General features: G+C 44.8%; 19 protein-coding genes and 1 pseudogene. 19 read left to right on the forward strand and 1 reads right to left on the reverse strand.

The window, feature by feature from the left end; translation table 11 throughout:
* Positions 1–135: 135 nt before the first annotated feature.
* The 16 genes and pseudogenes from VB077_RS05070 (at position 136) to VB077_RS05145 (ending at position 14900) form a co-directional block, all read left to right on the forward strand.
* Positions 136–789, forward strand: a complete 654-nt coding sequence (locus VB077_RS05070) for an amino acid ABC transporter permease (RefSeq protein ID WP_323414200.1) — start codon at positions 136–138, stop codon at positions 787–789.
* Positions 776–1495, forward strand: coding sequence for an amino acid ABC transporter ATP-binding protein (locus VB077_RS05075; RefSeq protein ID WP_323414139.1), 720 nt, complete (start codon positions 776–778; stop codon positions 1493–1495). Before VB077_RS05070 ends, VB077_RS05075 begins: the two co-directional genes overlap by 14 nt.
* Before the next feature lie 117 nt (positions 1496–1612).
* On the forward strand, positions 1613–1810 hold the full coding sequence (locus VB077_RS05080) for a cold shock domain-containing protein (RefSeq protein WP_323414140.1): 198 nt from the start codon (positions 1613–1615) through the stop codon (positions 1808–1810).
* 363 nt (positions 1811–2173) lie between these two features.
* Complete coding sequence (gene hpf / locus VB077_RS05085) at positions 2174–2701, forward strand: ribosome hibernation-promoting factor, HPF/YfiA family (RefSeq protein ID WP_323414141.1); 528 nt, start codon at positions 2174–2176, stop codon at positions 2699–2701.
* 183 nt (positions 2702–2884) lie between these two features.
* A complete protein-coding gene (secA, locus tag VB077_RS05090) occupies positions 2885–5389 on the forward strand; it encodes a preprotein translocase subunit SecA (protein WP_323414142.1) in 2505 nt (834 codons plus the stop codon).
* 368 nt (positions 5390–5757) lie between these two features.
* Positions 5758–6826 (forward strand): peptide chain release factor 2 gene (gene prfB / locus VB077_RS05095; RefSeq protein WP_323414201.1). Its coding sequence is split into 2 segments (ribosomal slippage): positions 5758–5787 and positions 5789–6826, totalling 1068 coding nucleotides; the frame shifts between segments, so codons are not numbered across the junction.
* A 125-nt stretch (positions 6827–6951) separates the two neighbouring features.
* Entirely contained in the window at positions 6952–7782 is an 831-nt protein-coding gene (locus tag VB077_RS05100) for a transketolase (RefSeq protein ID WP_323414143.1), read from the forward strand.
* A complete protein-coding gene (locus tag VB077_RS05105) occupies positions 7775–8710 on the forward strand; it encodes a transketolase family protein (RefSeq protein WP_323414144.1) in 936 nt (311 codons plus the stop codon). Before VB077_RS05100 ends, VB077_RS05105 begins: the two co-directional genes overlap by 8 nt.
* Before the next feature lie 169 nt (positions 8711–8879).
* Entirely contained in the window at positions 8880–9566 is a 687-nt protein-coding gene (gene ftsE, locus VB077_RS05110; RefSeq protein ID WP_323414145.1) for a cell division ATP-binding protein FtsE, read from the forward strand.
* A complete protein-coding gene (ftsX, locus tag VB077_RS05115) occupies positions 9556–10440 on the forward strand; it encodes a permease-like cell division protein FtsX (RefSeq protein ID WP_323414146.1) in 885 nt (294 codons plus the stop codon). Before ftsE ends, ftsX begins: the two co-directional genes overlap by 11 nt.
* A 34-nt stretch (positions 10441–10474) precedes the next feature.
* Positions 10475–11608, forward strand: a complete 1134-nt coding sequence (locus tag VB077_RS05120) for a murein hydrolase activator EnvC family protein (protein WP_323414147.1) — start codon at positions 10475–10477, stop codon at positions 11606–11608.
* A gap of 108 nt (positions 11609–11716) precedes the next feature.
* On the forward strand, positions 11717–12901 hold the full coding sequence (locus VB077_RS05125; RefSeq protein WP_323414148.1) for a S41 family peptidase: 1185 nt from the start codon (positions 11717–11719) through the stop codon (positions 12899–12901).
* 33 nt (positions 12902–12934) lie between these two features.
* Positions 12935–13156, forward strand: a pseudogene (locus VB077_RS05130) (cell filamentation protein Fic); the annotation flags it as partial.
* Between the two features lie 210 nt (positions 13157–13366).
* Positions 13367–14398, forward strand: a complete 1032-nt coding sequence (locus VB077_RS05135; RefSeq protein WP_323414149.1) for a hypothetical protein — start codon at positions 13367–13369, stop codon at positions 14396–14398.
* Between the two features lie 90 nt (positions 14399–14488).
* A complete protein-coding gene (locus VB077_RS05140) occupies positions 14489–14713 on the forward strand; it encodes a hypothetical protein (protein ID WP_323414150.1) in 225 nt (74 codons plus the stop codon).
* Positions 14706–14900, forward strand: coding sequence for a helix-turn-helix transcriptional regulator (locus VB077_RS05145; protein ID WP_323414151.1), 195 nt, complete (start codon positions 14706–14708; stop codon positions 14898–14900). Before VB077_RS05140 ends, VB077_RS05145 begins: the two co-directional genes overlap by 8 nt.
* Positions 14901–14980: 80 nt before the next feature.
* Here VB077_RS05145 and VB077_RS05150 read toward each other — a convergent pair whose 3' ends face one another.
* Positions 14981–15319 carry a phage holin family protein gene (locus VB077_RS05150; RefSeq protein ID WP_323414152.1) on the reverse strand — a complete coding sequence of 113 codons (339 nt, stop codon included), beginning with the start codon at positions 15317–15319 and terminating at the stop codon, positions 14981–14983.
* Between the two features lie 82 nt (positions 15320–15401).
* Here VB077_RS05150 and VB077_RS05155 point away from each other — a divergent pair, with 82 nt between their 5' ends.
* The 3 genes from VB077_RS05155 (at position 15402) to VB077_RS05165 (ending at position 19629) form a co-directional block, all read left to right on the forward strand.
* The gene (locus tag VB077_RS05155) at positions 15402–16868 is read left to right on the forward strand and encodes a sugar ABC transporter substrate-binding protein (RefSeq protein ID WP_323414153.1); all 1467 of its coding nucleotides are present in this window, start codon (positions 15402–15404) and stop codon (positions 16866–16868) included.
* Positions 16869–16967: 99 nt separating this feature from the next.
* Positions 16968–19043 carry an excinuclease ABC subunit UvrB gene (uvrB, locus tag VB077_RS05160; protein ID WP_323414154.1) on the forward strand — a complete coding sequence of 692 codons (2076 nt, stop codon included), beginning with the start codon at positions 16968–16970 and terminating at the stop codon, positions 19041–19043.
* Positions 19044–19155: 112 nt separating this feature from the next.
* The gene (locus tag VB077_RS05165; protein WP_323414155.1) at positions 19156–19629 is read left to right on the forward strand and encodes a pyridoxamine 5'-phosphate oxidase family protein; all 474 of its coding nucleotides are present in this window, start codon (positions 19156–19158) and stop codon (positions 19627–19629) included.
* The last annotated feature ends 7 nt before the right edge of the window (positions 19630–19636 follow it).

Here is a 19636-nt window from a genome sequence, read left to right on the forward strand (position 1 = left end):
CTTTTGAGCATTGCAAGACAACAGGAGAGTGTGCTTTTATTCCCTTGAATAATAATGTGCAGAAATGTATAATAACGAAAGAATTGTCAGATTTACGAGAGGAGGATTCCGGTGGAAGGTATCCGTTGGGAATTAATGATCCCCAGTTTTGGACCCCTGCTGCAAGGGGCAAAGGTCACTTTAGAACTAACCGCAGGAGCTGTGGGTATAGGTATTATCCTTGGTTTGTTTTTGGCATTGATGAGGTTATCCGGTAAACGGGTTTTTAGGGGAATCGCTATTTCTTATATTGATTTCTTCCGAGGAACGCCGCTTCTTGTCCAAATTATTTTAGCCTATTTTGCGCTTCCGCAAATTTTGAATTTTACACCCCCGGATAATTACAGATATGTTGCGGCTATTTCGGCGATGGGCTTAAATTCGGGAGCTTACATTGCTGAGATCTTCCGGGCAGGAATTCAATCGATTGATCGGGGGCAATCTGAGGCAGCCCGATCATTAGGAATGACTCAGGGCCAAGCGATGTGGTATGTTGTTCTCCCCCAAGCCTTTAAACGAGTTATCCCGCCTTTGGGAAATGAATTTATTGCGCTGCTCAAGGATTCATCTTTGGTCGCCTTTATCGCCTTGGAAGATTTGATGTATTCCGGAAAAATTATTGTGGGACGGACTTTTCAACCCTTCCCGATTTACATTGAAGTCGCTTTAATGTATCTGGCGATGACGCTCGTCCTTTCCCGTGTGGTCAGTTATACCGAAAGGAGGTTCGGGAAGAGTGATATTCGTTAAGAATTTGCATAAATCGTTTGGAAAACTTGAAGTTTTACGCGGGATCGACTGCCATGTCAAAGAAAAAGAAGTGGTCGTGGTTATCGGGCCGAGCGGTTCCGGAAAAAGCACGTTTTTGCGTTGTTTAAATAAGCTGGAAGATCCTACAAACGGCGAAATAGTCATTGATGGTATTCCTTTGAATTCGGAAACGAATGTGAATGCCATAAGGCGTGAAGTCGGGATGGTGTTTCAACGCTTTAACCTTTTTCCTCATATGACCGCTTTACAGAATATTATGCTTGCTCCGGGGATTGTCCGTAAAACGAATAAAAAGGAAGCGGAAAATACTGCAATGGAGCTCTTACAAAAGGTGGGTCTTGTGGAGAAGGCTCAGGAATATCCCGATCGGCTTTCAGGCGGTCAGCAGCAGCGTGTTGCTATTGCCCGAGCTTTAGCGATGAAACCGAAGATTATGCTTTTTGATGAACCCACTTCCGCTCTTGATCCTGAAATGGTGGGAGAAGTTTTGGCGGTTATGAAGAATTTAGCGGGTGAAGGTATGACTATGGTCGTCGTGACTCATGAGATGGGTTTTGCCCGTGAAGTCGGAGATCGTGTCATTTTCATGGATGAGGGGATCATTATGGAGGAAGGAAAACCGGAAGAGGTTTTTAGAAATCCTCAGAATCCGCGAACCCAATCTTTCTTAAGTAAAATTCTTTAAAAGAACGCGCGTTTAAAAAGAACGCTTTTTGGTTATCCTCATGAAGGAAGGCTTTCTGGCATGTGTTTTCTTTTTTGAAAACCTCCAAGCGGCCAAATTCAAGGAGGTAGTTTTTTAGTGTTAGGTAAAGTTAAATGGTTCAGCAAGCAAAAAGGATATGGATTTATTGAGAGTGAAAACGGTCAGGACATTTTTGTTCATTTTTCCTCGATCAAGGGTGATGGATTTCGCACCTTGGAAGAAGGCCAGGGGGTTGAATTTGATATCATCGAGGGGGCGCGCGGAGAGCAAGCCTCAAATGTAAGTATTCAATAAAACCTAGGAAAAAATCGTAACGCAATTTTTAGAAGTCTTTAAAGCTTTTAAAAAGTATAGATTAAGTTTAATCTTTTTCTTTATTTGCAAAGAAAAAAGGGAATTGTAGAGAATTGTATAAGACAATTTACAACGATTCTCTTTTTTTCGTTTGATATAGGAAACTTACTTCAGGTGGAGTCTCAACTCCATCTGAAGTTTAGTTGACTTATCCAGGGACTTAGCGCCACTTATCTCCTGATTAAGAAGAGGGAGTTTTAGTGGCGGTTAGTCATCGGATTAAAAAATCTGGGACTGACATGCAGGATTTTTCAGGGAAATAGGGAATATTATTATCAAGCTGATTAAAAGGGGGTTCAAACTATGAACATCATAATTCGAGGCAAGCATATTGAAGTTACGGATGCCCTGAAAGCATATGTAATTAAACGTGTAGGTAAACTTGAAAAATACTCGAACGAATTTATGGATGTTAAAGTGACATTGGTAGTTGAGGAAGGACGTCATCGGGTGGAAGTCACGGCCCCTATTCATGGCATGATCTTGCGTGGAGAAGAAGAAAGCAACGACATGTATGCATCGATCGATCTCGTCGTAGAAAAACTGGAGCGTCAAATTGATAAATATCGTACCCGGATTAACAAACAGATGCGTTCCAAAGTCTTAAAAGATCACGAGATAGAGCATCCTGTGGATAATGAAGATGAAGACGAAATCGTTCGCCGTAAAAAGTTTACTTTAAAACCGATGTCTGTGGAAGAAGCGATTATGCAGATGAATCTTGTCGGACATAACTTTTTTGTCTTTACCAATTCCGACAACCATGCCGTCAATGTTGTGTATCGCAGGCATAGCGGAGATTATGGATTGCTCGAACCCGAAGAAAAATAATGGACCCAATAACAAGAATATTCTTAGAAAAGAGGCCGCACAAAACGGGCCTCTTTTCCGCTGTTTTTGGCAAGGGATCTGAAAATACTTTTGCAATTTGTTTCGTCAATCCAGGTTGCACCTGATGTTGGGTAATGCTAAAATGAGATGATACGCTGGGACATTTGAAAGGTGGATCGGTTAATGGGGTTATTAAAGAACTTTCTAGATGATAATGCTCGGGAAGTAAAGAAATACCAGAAAAGGGTACGGGCTATCAACGAACTTGAACCGGAGATTCAAGCTTTAAACGATGAGGATTTACGAGGCAAGACGGCGGAGTTTAAACAGAGGCTAGAAAATGGGGAAAGCCTGGATGATCTTTTACCGGAAGCTTTTGCAGTCGTTCGGGAAGCTTCACGCCGGGTTATCGGGCAACGGCATTATGACGTACAGTTGATCGGCGGCATGGTTTTGCATGACGGCCGGATTGCCGAGATGCGTACCGGGGAAGGAAAAACTCTCGTAGCGACCTTACCCTCTTACCTTAATGCTTTAACGGGTAAAGGAGTTCATATCGTTACGGTCAACGATTATTTGGCTCGCCGTGACAGTGAATGGATGGGTCAAATCCATAAATTTTTAGGATTATCCGTTGGTTTGATCGTTCATGGCTTAAATTATGCCGAACGCCGTGAAAGTTATGCTGCCGACATTACTTACGGAACGAATAATGAATTCGGTTTTGATTATTTGCGCGATAATATGGTCACGCGTCCGGACGGTCTGGTCCAGCGCGATCTCCATTATGCAATCGTGGACGAAGTAGACTCCATTTTAATCGATGAAGCCCGTACACCTTTGATTATTTCCGGTGAGGCGGACAAGCCGACCGATTTATATTTTCGGGTTACTCAAATCATTCCGCGCTTAAAGGCTGAGGAAGATTATAACCTGAATGAAAAAGACAAGGTTGTAACCCTTACCGAAAAGGGGATCAGCCGGGTTGAAACGATGCTGGGCGTGGATAACCTGTATGATGATGTTCACACCGAGTTAACTCATCATGTGAATCAAGCGTTAAAAGCCCATACCCTTTTTAAACGTGATCGTGATTATGTTGTTAAAGACGGCCAAGTCATTATTGTTGATGAATTTACGGGACGGCTGATGTTCGGACGTCGTTACAGCGAGGGACTGCACCAGGCTATTGAGGCCAAGGAAGGCGTCAAGATCGAGAGAGAATCACAAACCTTGGCAACGATTACCTTCCAAAATTATTTTAGGATGTTTGAAAAATTAGCGGGGATGACAGGTACGGCCTTAACAGAGGAGCCGGAATTTAAAAAGATTTATAAGCTCGATGTTGTTGAAATTCCTACGAATAAACCCGCTATCCGCCAGGATATACCGGATGTAGTATATCGTACGGAAAAGGGCAAGTATGAGGCTGTCGTTGAAGAAATCGTTAAACGGCATGCCAAAGGACAACCGGTTTTGGTAGGTACGGTTTCCGTTGATAAATCCGAGAGATTGAGTGATTTGCTGGATAGAAAAGGCGTACCTCACCAAGTTTTGAATGCCAAATATCATGAAAAAGAGGCGGAGATTGTAGCCGGTGCCGGACAAAAGGATATGGTTACAATCGCGACAAATATGGCAGGCCGTGGTACGGATATTATCCTGGGTGAAGGAGTAGCCGCCCTGGGTGGTTTGCATATCATAGGTACAGAACGCCATGAATCCCGAAGGATTGATAATCAGCTGCGCGGACGTGCCGGACGTCAGGGAGACCCCGGATCTTCGCAGTTCTTTATCTCACTGGAGGACGATTTGATGCGTCTTTTCGGTGCTGAAAATATTATGGGCGTTATGGATAAACTGGGGATGGATGACAGCGTTCCGATTACTTCAAGAATGATTACGCGTTCGATTGAGACAGCTCAACGCCGTGTTGAAAACCGTAACTTTGAGATTCGGAAAAACGTTTTGGATTATGACGATGTCATGAATCAACAACGGGAAGTGATTTACGGACAGCGCCGCATGGTTCTGATGGGTGAAAATCTCCGTGAAAACATTATGGAGATGATCCGGAAAGAGGTTAATGATACCGTTGCAATGTTCAGCGGAGAAAGCCCCTATCCGGAAGAATGGGAATTAAACAGCTTTTTAGAATACCTCGATACCAACTTCTTACCTAACCATGATATTACTTCTGAGCAAGTAATGAATATGAATAAGGAAGAAGTCATCGAGTTATTGTATGACAAAACCGTAGCTTTATATGAGGCGAGAGAGAAGGCTTTTGGTCCGGAACTGATGCGGGAAATCGAGCGTGCAGTGATGCTCCAAGTTGTGGACAGCAAATGGATGGATCATTTGGATGCGATGGATCAGATGCGCGAAGGAATTGGTCTGCGTGCCTACGGACAAAAGAATCCGCTTGTCGAGTACAAACATGAAGCGTTTGATATGTTCCAGGGTATGATTGATGCGATTCAGGAAGATATTGTTCGTTATATGATGAGGGTTACACCGCAGGTGAGAGAGCAAGTTCCGGAAGAACCTCAACATGTTCACACCAATCGTGATCAAGAGGAGGCTGCACGCCCGGTGCATAATGAAGGCCCCAAAATCGGACGCAATGATCCTTGCCCCTGCGGGAGCGGGAAGAAGTATAAGAATTGCCACGGAGCGAACGAGTAAAAACGGGTGCTCAATTAATAAGGTAAAATAATTATTCTAAATAATTGAGAGAAATAGGTGAAGACTTTTTAGCAAGCCGTTATCAAACTTGGTGAAAACGCAGCATGCATACGCAGGACGAAACACACGATGTGTTTCGCCGCCAACAGAGTCAGGAGACGATTTTGGCGGCGATGACACAGGACGTGTCAAGTGTCGAGTGTGCCATGGACGGCAAAACACGAGACCATCCTGCCTCCCCAGATTAAGCGTTTGAACCTTAGTTTGATAGGCGAGCGCCACTGTCTGAACCTATTCTCGCAATTCTTTTGAAAGGGATGAAATAAGTGTTAGTAGCTGACTGGAAAAGAGAGCTTGAAAGTTTAGAAATGCGCTTGGCAGATTTGAGGGTTTCTCTTTGACGTCGCTTCGCGCAAGGATAAGATCAGTGTTTTAGAGCTTGAGCTTGGTCGTCCGAATTTCTGGGATGATCCTGATTCAGCCCAGAAAGTGATGCAGGAACTTTCATTTCAACAGGGAAAAGTGAAGATGTATGAGGATCTTCAGGCGAAATTTGAAGATTTGAATGCGCTTTATGAATTGGCGATGGAGGAAGAGGATAATTCTCTTGAACCCGAGGTTGAAGCAGAAGTCAAGAAATTGCAAGATACTTTTGCGGGACTGGAACTTGAAATCCTTCTGAGTGATCCCTATGATAGGAACAATGCGATTATCACGTTACATGCGGGTGCCGGCGGAACAGAGGCTCAGGATTGGGTTTCTATGCTCTATCGCATGTATGTCCGCTGGGGAGAACGCCGGGGCTATAAAGTAGAAACGATGGATTTGCTTCCGGGGGATGAGGCCGGAATCAAAAGTGCTACGATTTCGATCGTGGGTGAGAACGCTTACGGCTATGCTAAATCGGAAAAAGGAGTTCATCGCCTTGTGCGGATTTCACCGTTTGATGCCTCAGGCCGCAGGCATACCTCTTTTGCCTCGGTGGACGTCATTCCGGAGGTTGCCGAGGATGATTCGGAGATAAAGATTGACCCGGAAGATTTAAGAGTGGACACCTATCGCTCAAGTGGAGCGGGCGGCCAACACGTTAACAAAACGAGCTCTGCGGTGCGGATTACACACCTGCCCACGGGAATTGTCGTCGCATGCCAGAGTGAGCGTTCACAAATTCAAAACAGAGCTTATGCTATGCGTGTCCTTCAAGCTAAGCTCTTAGAGCTTAAACGCCAGCAGCATGCGGATGAGATTTCCGAAATCCGCGGGGAGCAACAAGAAATTGCTTGGGGCAGCCAAATTCGCTCGTATGTCTTCCATCCCTACAATATGGTCAAAGACCATCGTACCAATGTGGAGACTGCAAATGTCTCTGCGGTTATGGATGGCGAGATTGATGATTTTATTGCGGCTTATCTCCAAACCACAAATAAGGATAAGTAATAGGCGAATCAATTCAATTGCTGTAATATGAACTCATTATTTTAGGGATAATGGGTTCATATTGTACATAAAACAAAGATTGCAACACAAATTAGTAAAGTAATGTTTTAGGGAGGGATTTAAGCATGTCAGTTCTCCAAGTGAAACGAACAGCGAATCAGCTTCGTCAAGATATCATTACAGCGCTTGTACCGGCTAAATCAGGCCATCCCGGGGGGAGTCTGTCTGCAGCGGACATCGTGGCAACGTTATATTTCCATGAGATGCGCATTAAACCCGAAGATCCCCATTGGCCGGAACGCGATCGTTTCGTTCTGTCTAAGGGTCATGCCGCACCTGTTCTTTATGCAGCTTTAGCTGAAAAAGGATTTTTCCCGAAGGAGGAACTCTTGGGCTTAAGACAAACCGGACGGATGCTCCAAGGGCATCCGGATATGAAAAGGGTCCCCGGTGTTGATATGTCGACAGGTTCCTTGGGACAAGGCTTATCCGCCGCCAATGGTATGGCTCTGGCCGGGAAATTAGATAAAAAAGATTATCGGGTGTATGTTTTGATGGGTGACGGCGAGATGGCCGAAGGTCAAATTTGGGAAGCGGCTATGGCCGCGGCTCATTACAAACTCGATAACGTCACAGGTATTTTAGATTATAACGGACTTCAGATCGACGGGTCGACCGATCAGGTCATGTCAACAAGTCCTTTGCCGGATAAATGGAAATCCTTCGGCTGGCATGTGATCGAGGTTGACGGACATGATATCGAAGCGCTAATCGCGGCTTTTGCCGAAGCGAAGGCGACCAAAGGAAAACCTACTCTCTTGCTGGCTAAGACAATCAAAGGTAAAGGGATCTCCTTTATGGAGAACCAGGTTGGCTGGCATGGCAATGCGCCGAGCGCAGAACAAGGAGAACAAGCGCTTGCGGAATTAAGAGAGGAGGCATCACACCTTGGCTAACCAAGCAACACGGGATGCTTATGGTAAGGCTTTAGTTGCCTTAGGAGCTGAAAATCCTGACATTATCGTTTTAGAGGCAGATTTGTCCAAGTCTACGAAAACCGCTGAATTCTCAAAGCATTATCCCGAACGTTTTTTTAACATGGGGATTGCCGAAGCGAATATGATGGGAACAGCCGCCGGATTTGCCACAACCGGAAAGATTCCGTTTGCAAGTACCTTTGCTGTGTTTGCAACAGGCCGGGCTTTCGAGCAAATCCGTAACTCGATTGCTTATCCTAAACTTAATGTTAAAATTGCCGCAACACATGCCGGCATAACGGTTGGCGAAGACGGCGGTTCCCATCAGGCGATCGAAGATGTGGCGATTATGCGCGCTCTGCCGAATATGACGGTTCTCGTTCCCGCCGATGGGGAAGAAACGCGTCAGGCCATTTATGCGGCGGCTAAATATCAGGGCCCTGTTTATATTCGTATGGGTCGTCTTGCTGTTCCTATGCTTTTCGATGAAAATTACACGTTTGAGATTGGCAAGGCTAATGTTATCCGCGAGGGCTCCGATGTAACCTTATTTGCGAATGGTGTTATGGTTTCTGCAGCATTAGAGGCGGCAGAGGAATTGGCCGGACGGGGAATTCAAGCGGCAGTTGTCAATGTCGCTTCTGTCAAACCGCTCGATCAGGAGACGATTGTGCGGATGGCAAAAGCCACGGGTGCTGTCGTTACAGCGGAAGAGCATACGATTATCGGCGGCTTGGGGAGCGCCGTGGCCGAGGTACTGGCGGAAAATGTACCAACGCCTATGGTAAGAGTCGGGATTAAAGATAGTTTTGGTGAATCCGGACGCCCCTATGAATTATTAGAGAAATATGGCTTAACCGCAAGGCATATTGTCGAAGCCGTGGATAAGGTTTTAAAGAAGAAATAAGTCACTGGTAAATATAACCTTTGTCATGTTGTCCCGAATCTGTGAAAATAGAGGAGGGGCTTTTTTTTATCCTAAATCCTAACAGGAAATTCCTACCTCGCGTCGAATTGAAAAAGAGGTTAGAGGAAAAAAGGGAGCTGACACATTAAATGAGGAGGAAAGGGCTATTATGATTCAGTTTACAAATGTTTCGAAGATATACTCGAATGGTGCCAGGGCCCTTGTCGATATTAACCTAAAGATTGAAAACGGCGAATTCATCTTTCTAGTGGGTCCAAGCGGTGCAGGAAAATCGACGCTTATTCGCTTGCTTTATCGTGAGGAAACTCCGACTCGCGGTCAGGTCACTATCGATGGAAAAAATCTTTTGCGGATGAAAGATTCCGATGTCCCGCACCTTCGGAGAAATATTGGCGTGATATTTCAGGATTTCCGATTATTGCCGACTAAAACGGTATTCGAGAACGTGGCCTTTGCTCAAGAGGTTATCGGTGTAGAAAAGAATGAAGTCAAAAAACGGACCCGGGAGGTACTCGATCTTGTGGGATTAGCCACCAAGGAAAAGGTTTTTCCGAATGAACTTTCCGGAGGAGAGCAACAACGGGTTTCCGTTGCCCGGGCGATTGTGAATAGGCCTGCTTTACTCGTAGCGGACGAGCCTACGGGTAACCTTGACCCGGATACGTCATGGGAGATTATGGATTTGCTTTACAACATTAACAAACGGGGCACAACGGTTGTCATGGCAACACATGCCCGGGATATTGTAGATCAAATGCAAAAACGGGTTGTGGCGATCGAAGACGGAAGAATTGTTCGGGACGATCTCCAGGGAGGATATGGATATGTCAATTAACTCCTTGAAGTATATGGTGCAAGTCGTTTTCAAGTCGATACGCCGAAATTTTTGGCTAAGTCTCGCTTCAGTCTTAACGGTAATGGTTGCTCTTGTGATTTTAGGGGCATCTGCTTTCTTCTTCCTTAACGCCAATAACATGGCTAAAGACTTTGAATCTCAAGTTGAAATAGCGGTATTTGCCGACGATAATGTGAGCCGTGACGATATTCAAAAATTGCAAAAGCAGGTTGAAGGATTAAGCGGAGTAGCCTCAGTGGAATTAACTCCAAAAGAAAAGGTTTTAAATGATTTCTCGCAGTCCATGGGATCGAGTAATCTTGTATCTGATTTAGGGGGGACCAATCCTTTTCCAGATAAACTATCGGTGCAAGTCACTGACCCTCAACAGGTTCAGGAGGTTGCCGATCAGATTAAAACGCTGAAGGGCGTAGGAAAAGTCCGCTACGGGCAGGGCGTAGTGGACCAGCTTTTGAACTTTACCCATTGGTTGCGCTGGATTGGTATTGGTATTGTCATCGCCTTTGCGGCGGCATCCTTAGTTTTAATTTCCCTTAATATTAAAATGAATGTTTTCTCACGGCGGCGTGAGATTCAGATTATGAAATTGGTGGGAGCAAGCAATTGGTTTATTCGAGGGCCTTTTCTAATTGAGGGGATGTTTCTTGGGTTCCTCGGAGGACTGCTCGCGATTCTAATCGTTGGTTTTGGTTATCAATGGCTGGCAGGATATATCAGCTCCAGCTTAACGTTTATGCCAATCGTTCAGGATGCCGGCATGATTGCCCAAGTGCTGGCTATGATTATCTTGGCAGGTATGGCAATTGGGGCGATAGGCAGTGTTATTTCACTTCGCAAGTTTCTTAAGGTCTAAAGTTTAACCGACTAGATGTAAAGGGAGGGGAAAAATGTATAGAAAATGGGTAGTATCCCTGATTATATCGGGTACATTACTCGGAAGTACAGTTCTTCCGCTCCAGGCGGGGGAACTCAACGACGCGATGGATCAGCAAAAAGGTTTACAACAAAAACAAAATCAAATTCAAGGCAAGTTAAATGATTTGACTTATTCCGAGGACAAGCTTAAGACGCAAATTCAAACGTTGTCAACGCAAATCACTTCCGCAAAAGCGGAATTAAGCCAAAAACAAGAGTCATATAATCAAGCTCAAAAGAAAGTTGCCGCTTCCGAAAAAGAACTGGAAAAACGCAATCAGGCGCTTGAGGAGCGGCGTGGGGTATTGCAGAAACGAGTCAGGGTTATTTACGAAGAAGGTCAGCTCAGCTATTTGGAGATTCTTTTTCAATCGACTGACTTAAGCGATTTCATTACCCGTCTGGAGTACTTTACCAGGCTGGTGGAAAATGATCAGAAAATACTGGCGGATATTCAAACTGAAAAAGAAAATATAGAACAGAAAACGAAGGAGCTGCAGTCTCAGCGTGATCAGGCGGCAGAGCTTCAAGTACAGGCAGCAAAGGTAAAAAGTGATTTAGACAGCAAGAATCAGCAATATCAAACCGCTCTCAATGATAATAAAAAGGCACAGGATGCATTATCGGAACAGAATAAGCAATTGGCTAAGGACTCTGCGGCGATTGCTGAGAAAATCCGTCAATTAACATCATCCTCATCGGGGAAAGTTTTAGGGACGATAAATACTTATCCTCTACCGGGCTATTATGAAGTAAGCAGCCCTTATGGCTGGCGAATTCACCCCGTAACGGGCGAGAAAAGTCTACATACGGGAACGGACATTCCTGCTCCGGGGGGAACCGCAATTCTTGCCGCAGGTACCGGCAAGGTGATTATGGCAGGCTGGTATGGAGCCTACGGCAACGCGGTTATTATCGATCACGGAGGAGGTTATACTTCCCTTTATGGTCATCAGTCTCGGATTGGAGTCTCCGTAGGAGATCAAGTTAAAGCCGGAGATGTTATTGGTTATGTGGGTACGACAGGCTGGAGCACAGGCAACCATCTGCATTTTGAAGTACGTGTTAACGGAAACCCCACTGATCCGCTGCAATTTTTTCGTTAGTATGAGTGCACTGGGATGAGCATATAATAGCACAGGGTTTGTCTTAATGTTGAGCTGCAAGGCATAGAGATTGAGCGTGGCTGCAGTAGCGGGTAGGAAGGGGCTAGAATGTTGCAAGAGAGAGATTGGAAAGACTTTTTTAAGCGTGTCGGGTTAGTTGTGGGCGTTGTTAGTATAATCTTTACCGTAGTGGTTGGCGGGTTCATGATTGCAAACTGGCAGACTGTGGGGAGGCTGGCCCGTGTAGTCCGACTTGTCCAGGCGGATTATTTAGAAGGAACTTCGGCGCCCCAGCTTATTGAGGGTGCGACACGAGGGATTGTCGATTCCTTGAATGATCCTTATTCAGTGTATATGGACGCCGAGGAAAATACCCAGCTCATGGAACAGATTGAAGGAAAGTTTGGCGGAGTCGGAATTATTATCAGCCTTAAGGATCCTAATAAACTAGTCGTCTTACGCCCGATTAAAAATTCTCCGGCAGCGAAAGCAGGCGTGGAGACGGGTGATGTAATAACAAAGATTGACGATCAAGATGCAACCGCGATTCCTCAGGACAAAGCCGTTGCTTTAATGCGTGGAGATCCGGGAACAAAAGTTTCTTTAACGATCTATCGTGAAAGTACGAAGCAGACGCTGAGTGTCCCCTTAACGCGGGAAGCCATTTCCGTACCTACGGTTGACGGCGAAGCTTTGCCCGGTAATCCCGATATTGCCTATATCGATATCTCCCAATTCTCAACAAATACGGCCAATGAATTAAAAAGTGTTCTTAACTCAATGGATATATCCAAATATAAGGGAATTATTCTCGACCTGCGCTATAATCACGGCGGTGAGTTAGATGCTGCAGTAGGGGTTGCCAGTCGCTTTGTTCAACCGGGTCCCGTTGTTTACATCGTGGATAATCAAGGACATACGGTCACCAAATCGGCAGAAGATAATTTCCTGGGTAAGCCTTTTGTAGTCTTGGTTAATGAAGAAAGCGCATCAGCTTCGGAAATTGTTGCGGGCGCGATTAAAGATCGGGGAACGGGAACCCTAGTCGGGGTAAAGACATTCGGTAAAGGAATTGTCCAAACCATATTCCAGCTTGATGCAGGAACGAGCGTTAAACTGACGACTGCAAAATATTTAACCCCGAATAAAATCGATATTCATAAAAAAGGAATTGAACCGGATGTACAGGTGGAGTTAAAGAAAGGTGAAGATGCGACAATCTCGCCTACGGATAAAAAATTTGACTCCCAGCTGAGTCAAGCTGTGAAGGTTCTACGGGGGCAAATAAAATAGAGAATGCGTCTTTTGCGGAGTATGGATTTAGGCGGTGATAATCCTGAAAGCGTTGAAATGCGTTATGAAGACGAGAACATCTGGCTCACGCAAAAAATGCTTGCAACGCTATACAACGTAGAGGTTCATACTATAAACGAGCATATTTCTAAAATTTATACGGATGGCGAGCTTACACAGGAGGCAACTATTCGGAATTTCCGAATAGTTCAAACCGAAGGTTCGCGTCAGGTAAGCCACGAAGTTAAGCATTATGTCGAAGAAAATTTTAATAAAACCATCCCTGGAATAACACTATGGGCGAGTTAAAAGAGAGAGGCGCTATCCCTTTTGTGGGACAATGCCTCTCCTTTGTTTTTTCCGTACCGTGCCTTTTGGAGGATATCTTTTTTTCGCATAAAAGGGGTGACCCTTCACCTTCCACCCGCATAAACTACGTCGAGCAGAAAAAAAGGGGGGAAGGACATGGTCCAGAAACCGGTTGTACGCCATTTTTTAGCTGAAGGAGTAACAAGCAGGGGTTACATATCACTTTTGCCGGATATGATGACGGAATGGGAACGCACTTATGTCCTTATGGGTGGACCGGGAACAGGAAAATCGACGATGATCAAAATGATCGGCCTTGAACTTCTCGATCGCGGCTATGAAGTTGATTTTATACGCTCAGCACGCGATCCTGATTCGATGGCAGGGTTTAGTATTCGTCGGAATAACCTAGTCATGCTGGACCTTTATGAAATTGCCCCGTTAAAATGGCGCGCTCCCGGGATCATAGAGCGGTTTATCGATTTTACCCCGATGTGCGATTTAGCAAAGCTCGAACATTATCGATCCCGAATTTTAGAGCTTGAAGAAATAGAAAAGCATGCCCAAAAAGAAATAGGGATCTATTTAGCCGAGGAATTCGGTGAGAAAATGCGAGGAAAAATGCCTGCCGTCGCGGAGACAAAGAAACGGCCATGGCTGCCTGATATTTATTCAATATTAAATGATAACGAGGGAAGAGACGGGACATGGGTTAAAGCCCAAAATGCGTTGCAAAAGCTTCAAAAAAGTAAGGTTACACCTTTCTTTCTTCATGGGCTGGATTGTGAAGGATGGCTGAATCTTGCGCCCCATTATTTAACCGATTTTGATCAGATTCATTTGGACGGAAAAGAAACATCGGAAGCCATGGATTGGATTCTCAGCGAGGCTGAGCAATTGGGCCAGATCATCGATATGGTTCTCCATCCTCTTTATCCGGAAGAAATCATCGGGATTGTATTTCCCCAGAGAAATCTTGCGATTTGGCAGGGGAAACCCGATGAATTAAAAGATCAAGGACTTGACCGTCCCTTTAGTGAATCCCTCAAAAAGACCTTAGTTCAGTATCAAAATACAAGGGATCTCTTGAAATCCATATATATGGAGGTCATTGATTTTTCCCAAGTGGACAGGTTAAGGGATGAGCTGCTCAATCAAATATTAAGGGATCTAGAGGATTTGCAGTAATGTCCAAATGTAAAGACTATTTGACATCTGTTCATAACATGATATACTAAAGATGTAAAGAATGTTTTACATTCTTAAAGGAGTGATGTTATGAAAGGTTTTAGAAAAATGGATGAAATGGAAAAATACATTTCATACAAAAGTGTGTTTTGGACTTATGCTTACATGGTTGCTTTTCTGGCGGTTTGGGTGGCGATTGACCTATTTAACAAGGTATCTGCCGGCATACCACTATTCCTGTTTGTAACACAAATGTTGGTTCAGACTTCGATTCGATTTGCTTTAGAAAAACGGATGGATGGAAAAGATGAATAATCGGATTAAGGAATTAAGAAAAGAAAAAAATATGACCCAAGAGGAATTAGCCCAAATATTATGTGTTACACGACAGACCATAAATGCCATAGAAAATAACAAGTATAATCCAACGCTTGAGCTTGCTCTTAAATTAGCAAAATTGTTTTGCGTTCATGTAGAAGAATTATTCATATTGGAAAATTAAATTCATGTAATAGCTACAGTATATAACTCTTACGTGATTGGAAAAGATAATAATTAAATCAGAGTTTACTAAATCAGTCTTTACTTGAATAAACGAGTTAAAACCATACTGATAAGGCTTAAGATAATTGCTCCCCAAAAGGCCGCGGAAAAGCTGAGAATTTGGAATCCGGGCACAAGGAAAGCAGTCAGGGATAACATAAGAGCATTGATGACCAAGGTAAAAATACCGAGGGATAGAATCTGCAGAGGAAAGGTGAAGAATGAGAAGACCGGCCGAATCAAGGTATTGACAATTCCCCAAATCAAAGCGGCGATGATTGCCGTGAAGAAGCCTCCAAGATATAAACCCGGTATAACAGCAGCGGTAACAATTAAGGCTAGAGCATTAACTAATAACCGTGTTAAAAATCCACCCATAAAAACACCCTTTCAATACGCATTTTTCAGGAAATTAGGGGAAAACTAAACAAGGATTCGAGCCTGGAAAGGAGCGTGTCCCATGAAAAGAATTCTCCTAATAGGTATGGTTGTTGCTCTTAGTTTAACCATAACGGGCTGCAGTTTACAAGGCCTATTTGGGAAAAAGGATAAGTCGCAAAGCTCTTCGGGTAATGAGCAAAAGAAGGTCATTGCTGTGGCTTTGGACGAACAGGAGCCCAATAAGGCTCTAATCCTAAGCGGCATAGAGGACATGGCCAAAAAGGAAAATATCGAGCTTAAAGTCATTTCCCAGGGATCTGCGGGAGGGGCCCAAAAAGGCTCTTCGTCTGCGGAGAAAAGCACACAGGGAAGTGATTCCGGCGGAAGTTCGAAGGGCGAAAGCAGTAAGGATTCTTCATCCCAGTTAAAAGGGGCAAAAGTCCTTATTTATCAAGGTGGAAACCCTCAGCTTTTACAGAGCGTTGAGGAAAATCAAATTCAGGTCATTGCTCTAAATGAATTGCCGGAAGGGATTAAACCGGCGGGAATTATCTTGCCTGATCCTCAAGAGACCGGAAAATTGATGGCCGATTCAATTTTGAACAAAGTACCGGAAGGTCAGATTGTCGTGATGCAAGGAGATTCCGGCACAAGTACCTCACAGGTACAACTCGCGGCGATTAAGCAAAGCCTGGGCAAAAATCCTAAGCTGACAGTTCAAGTCCTGGCCAGCCCCGATGGGACAGAAGCGGTAGCCCAGAAGGGGTTGCTTGAGATAATTCAGAAGAACCCGGATAAAGTGAAAGCGGTTATTGCCCAAAATGAAAAATTGGCGTCCCAAGCGGCACAAGTATTAAAAAGCCAACAATTAGAGAAAAAAGTACTCCTGGTCGGAGGACAAGCCAATCAGCAATCTCTGCAGCGGATTGCAAGCGAGACTCAAATTGCCGATATCGATACCTCACCCTATATCCAAGGAGTCAACGCTTTTCAGTGGGCCCAAAAAGTTGCGGCTAAAGAATCATTGAATATCGATGAATCGGTAACAGGGGATCAGGGTGAAGTCCCGGCAAAAATCATCCCAGTCAAATCAGTAATGGCGGATAATTTAGCAGTCGTGCAAAAGAGTTATGCGAAAGCCGCGGAGAAGGCCGCGGCAGCCCCAAGCCAAAATCAGCAAAACCAAGGCGGTCAAAAGGACCAGAAAGACCAGAAGGACCAGAAGAATTCAAGCAATACAGGAAGCGATCAGGATAAAAAGAACAGTTCTCAGGGACAGAGCGGAAGCCAATCCTCAGGCGGACAGGTTCCTGGGGGGGCAACTAAAGTGACGGAGAAGATTCAAACCATTATTACGCGGGAATATCTCGATGATAAGGGGAAGGTTCTGGGTACGGAAAAAAGTTCCAGTGAGCAAAATCGGACCGTTCCTCCCGAAATGTTGAAACAGGAATCTCAGCAGAAAAGCCAGCAGGGTCAAGAGGGCCAGCAGAAAGGTCAACAAGGGCAGCAAGGATCAACAGGATCAGCGAAGTCAGCAAAATAATAAGTCTGATCAGGAACCTCATATCTAAATTGATATGGGGTTCCTTTTAGTGTTATAATCGTATTTAGAATAAATTTAAGGAAAAGGGGATCAGAGATTATGGAGTTTCGTTTGCATGCTCCTTATCAGCCCTCCGGGGATCAGCCGCAAGCGATTGATGCACTGGTCGCCGGAGTATTAGAAGGAAAACGTCATCAAACCTTGCTGGGGGTAACCGGCTCGGGAAAAACGTTTACTATGGCTAATATTATTGAAAAAGTTCAAAAACCAACGCTTATCTTAGCGCATAATAAAACCTTGGCGGCTCAGCTTTACAGCGAGTTCAAGGAATTTTTTCCGGAGAATGCCGTCGAATATTTTGTCAGTTATTACGACTATTATCAACCGGAAGCGTATGTGCCTTCGAGTGATACCTATATTGAAAAAGATGCGTCGATCAATGATGAGATTGAAAAGCTACGCCACTCGGCTACGGCTTCTTTATTCGAGCGTAAAGATGTTATTGTGGTCTCAAGTGTGTCCTGCATTTACGGTTTAGGTTCTCCGGATGAGTATTATGATTTAGTCTTATCCTTAAGACAAGGACAGGAAATTGACCGCAATGCGATCTTGCGCAAGCTTATCTCAATCCAGTATGATCGTAACGATGTTGCCTTCCAGAGAGGGACCTTCCGCGTACGGGGGGATGTCGTGGAAATTTACCCCGCTTCATCTACAGAACGGGCGGTTCGGGTGGAAATGTTCGGCGATGAAATCGAGCATATTTATGAAGTGAACGTTCTGACAGGCGAGATTCTCGGGGAACGCCGTCACGTTTCGATCTTCCCAAATTCGCACTATGTAACTGATCAGGACAAGTTGGTGCTTGCTTGTGAAAATATTGAGGCGGAACTTGAGGATCGGCTTAAAGTATTAAAGGCCGAAAATAAATTACTGGAAGCGCAGCGACTCGAACAGCGGACACGCTATGACCTTGAAATGCTCCGTGAAATGGGGTTCTGCAACGGAATTGAAAACTACTCCCGCCATATCACCTTCCGCGAACCGGGAGATACACCATTTACCCTGATTCATTATTTCCCGAAGGATTTCTTATTCATGGTTGATGAGTCCCACGTGACACTGCCTCAAGTCCGCGGCATGTACGAAGGAGACCGATCACGCAAAACGACCCTGGTGGACTTTGGTTTCCGCTTGCCGTCAGCATTGGACAACCGTCCGCTTAAGTTTAACGAGTTTGAACATTTGGTTCCTCAGCGGATTTATATTTCTGCGACCCCCGGTCCTTATGAATTGGAGCACTGTCCGGAAATGGTTGAACAGATTATTCGCCCGACAGGTCTGTTGGATCCCGAAATTTTTGTTCGTCCTTCAAAAGGCCAGATTGATGATTTATTGAATGAGATTCAGCTGCGGGTGGATCGGGATGAACGGGTCCTGGTAACGACGCTGACTAAAAAAATGGCGGAAGACCTGACAGATTACATGAAAAATTTGAACCTTGCCGTCAAGTATCTTCATTCTGATATCACAACTCTTGATCGGGTAGAGATTCTTCGTGAGCTGAGGCTTGGGAAAATTGATGTGGTTGTTGGGATTAACCTCCTCCGGGAAGGGCTGGACTTACCGGAAGTGTCCTTAGTGGCCATCCTTGATGCGGATAAGGAAGGATTCCTGCGTGCCGAACGCTCATTGATCCAGACTATTGGACGGGCTGCCCGCAATGTTAACGGGAAGGTTATAATGTATGCCGACCAAATCACGAAGTCAATGAAAATAGCCATTGACGAGACAAACCGCCGCCGGACGATTCAACAAGCCTATAATGAGGAGCACGGAATTATTCCGCAAACCATCCGCAAGAAAATCTATGATGTTCCGGAAGCGACCAAGGTTGCGGAGAAAAAAGCGGCCTACGGCAATAAGCTGCCCCCTGAAGAACTGACAAAGCTTCTTAAAAGCCTGGAACAAGAAATGCGCTTAGTGGCGAAAGATATGGACTTTGAGCGGGCAGCTGAAATTCGGGATGTGATTATTGAACTCAAAGGTGAGGAAAATAAGTATAAGCATTCTGTTCAGGCCCGAGGCAAGAAACGGGAAAGCCGCGGAGCCCAATCGAGCACAGCCGGCAGTAAGAGGGGCAAGTCAAAGGCTGCATCTTTACGACAAAAATAACGCATCTTCGCATCAAGTTACGATTACAGTATGCGAGACTCTTCGCAAGTAGTCATCAGGCTTGGGCATAACTGCTTGCAAAGCAAAATTATTACGAGAGCGAGGAAGATTAATGTTTCATGAACTCCGCAGGCAAGACCGAAAAATGGGGGACAGCGATGTATTGGAACTTCTCCGCAAGGCGGAGTATGGTATCCTATCGACCGTTGATGCCGAAGGTTATCCTTATGGGGTGCCCCTGAGCTACATCTATAACGAAAAAGATCAGGTCCTATATTTTCATTGCGCACGGGAAGGGCACAAGTTAGATAATATCGCTTTTAATAACAAGGCTTCATTCTGCGTAGTCGGCGAAGCGCAAACTTTAGCCGATCGGTTTAGTGTTAAATTTCAAAGCGCTATTGCCGTAGGAGAGGTCTTTGAATCCGCTAAAGAGGAAAAGCAGGAGGCTCTTGTCGTTTTCCTCAAGAAATACTCGGCTGATTTCATGGAAAAGGGTTTAAAGTATTTAGCCGCTGACGAACCCAATTGCCGCGTTCTTAAATTTCAAATTGAACATTTAACTGGAAAGACAAGGGACAGTTAATATTCGA

It is taken from the genome of Desulfitobacterium sp., assembly GCF_034927245.1.
In the GTDB taxonomy this organism is placed as follows: Bacteria; Bacillota; Desulfitobacteriia; order Desulfitobacteriales; family Desulfitobacteriaceae; genus Desulfitobacterium_A.

Bases quoted from the DNA above. Each gene is read 5' to 3' on its own strand.
- VB077_RS05140 (WP_323414150.1), top strand. From the start codon at position 14,489: ATGAAAGGTTTTAGAAAAATGGATGAAATGGAAAAATACATTTCATAC.
- VB077_RS05165 (WP_323414155.1), top strand. From the start codon at position 19,156: ATGTTTCATGAACTCCGCAGGCAAGACCGAAAAATGGGGGACAGCGAT.
- ftsX (WP_323414146.1), top strand. From the start codon at position 9,556: ATGTCAATTAACTCCTTGAAGTATATGGTGCAAGTCGTTTTCAAGTCG.
- VB077_RS05145 (WP_323414151.1), top strand. From the start codon at position 14,706: ATGAATAATCGGATTAAGGAATTAAGAAAAGAAAAAAATATGACCCAA.
- VB077_RS05100 (WP_323414143.1), top strand. From the start codon at position 6,952: ATGTCAGTTCTCCAAGTGAAACGAACAGCGAATCAGCTTCGTCAAGAT.
- VB077_RS05135 (WP_323414149.1), top strand. From the start codon at position 13,367: ATGGTCCAGAAACCGGTTGTACGCCATTTTTTAGCTGAAGGAGTAACA.
- hpf (WP_323414141.1), top strand. From the start codon at position 2,174: ATGAACATCATAATTCGAGGCAAGCATATTGAAGTTACGGATGCCCTG.
- secA (WP_323414142.1), top strand. From the start codon at position 2,885: ATGGGGTTATTAAAGAACTTTCTAGATGATAATGCTCGGGAAGTAAAG.
- VB077_RS05120 (WP_323414147.1), top strand. From the start codon at position 10,475: ATGTATAGAAAATGGGTAGTATCCCTGATTATATCGGGTACATTACTC.
- VB077_RS05155 (WP_323414153.1), top strand. From the start codon at position 15,402: ATGAAAAGAATTCTCCTAATAGGTATGGTTGTTGCTCTTAGTTTAACC.
- VB077_RS05070 (WP_323414200.1), top strand. From the start codon at position 136: ATGATCCCCAGTTTTGGACCCCTGCTGCAAGGGGCAAAGGTCACTTTA.
- VB077_RS05125 (WP_323414148.1), top strand. From the start codon at position 11,717: ATGTTGCAAGAGAGAGATTGGAAAGACTTTTTTAAGCGTGTCGGGTTA.
- VB077_RS05150 (WP_323414152.1), bottom strand. From the start codon at position 15,319: ATGGGTGGATTTTTAACACGGTTATTAGTTAATGCTCTAGCCTTAATT.
- ftsE (WP_323414145.1), top strand. From the start codon at position 8,880: ATGATTCAGTTTACAAATGTTTCGAAGATATACTCGAATGGTGCCAGG.
- uvrB (WP_323414154.1), top strand. From the start codon at position 16,968: ATGGAGTTTCGTTTGCATGCTCCTTATCAGCCCTCCGGGGATCAGCCG.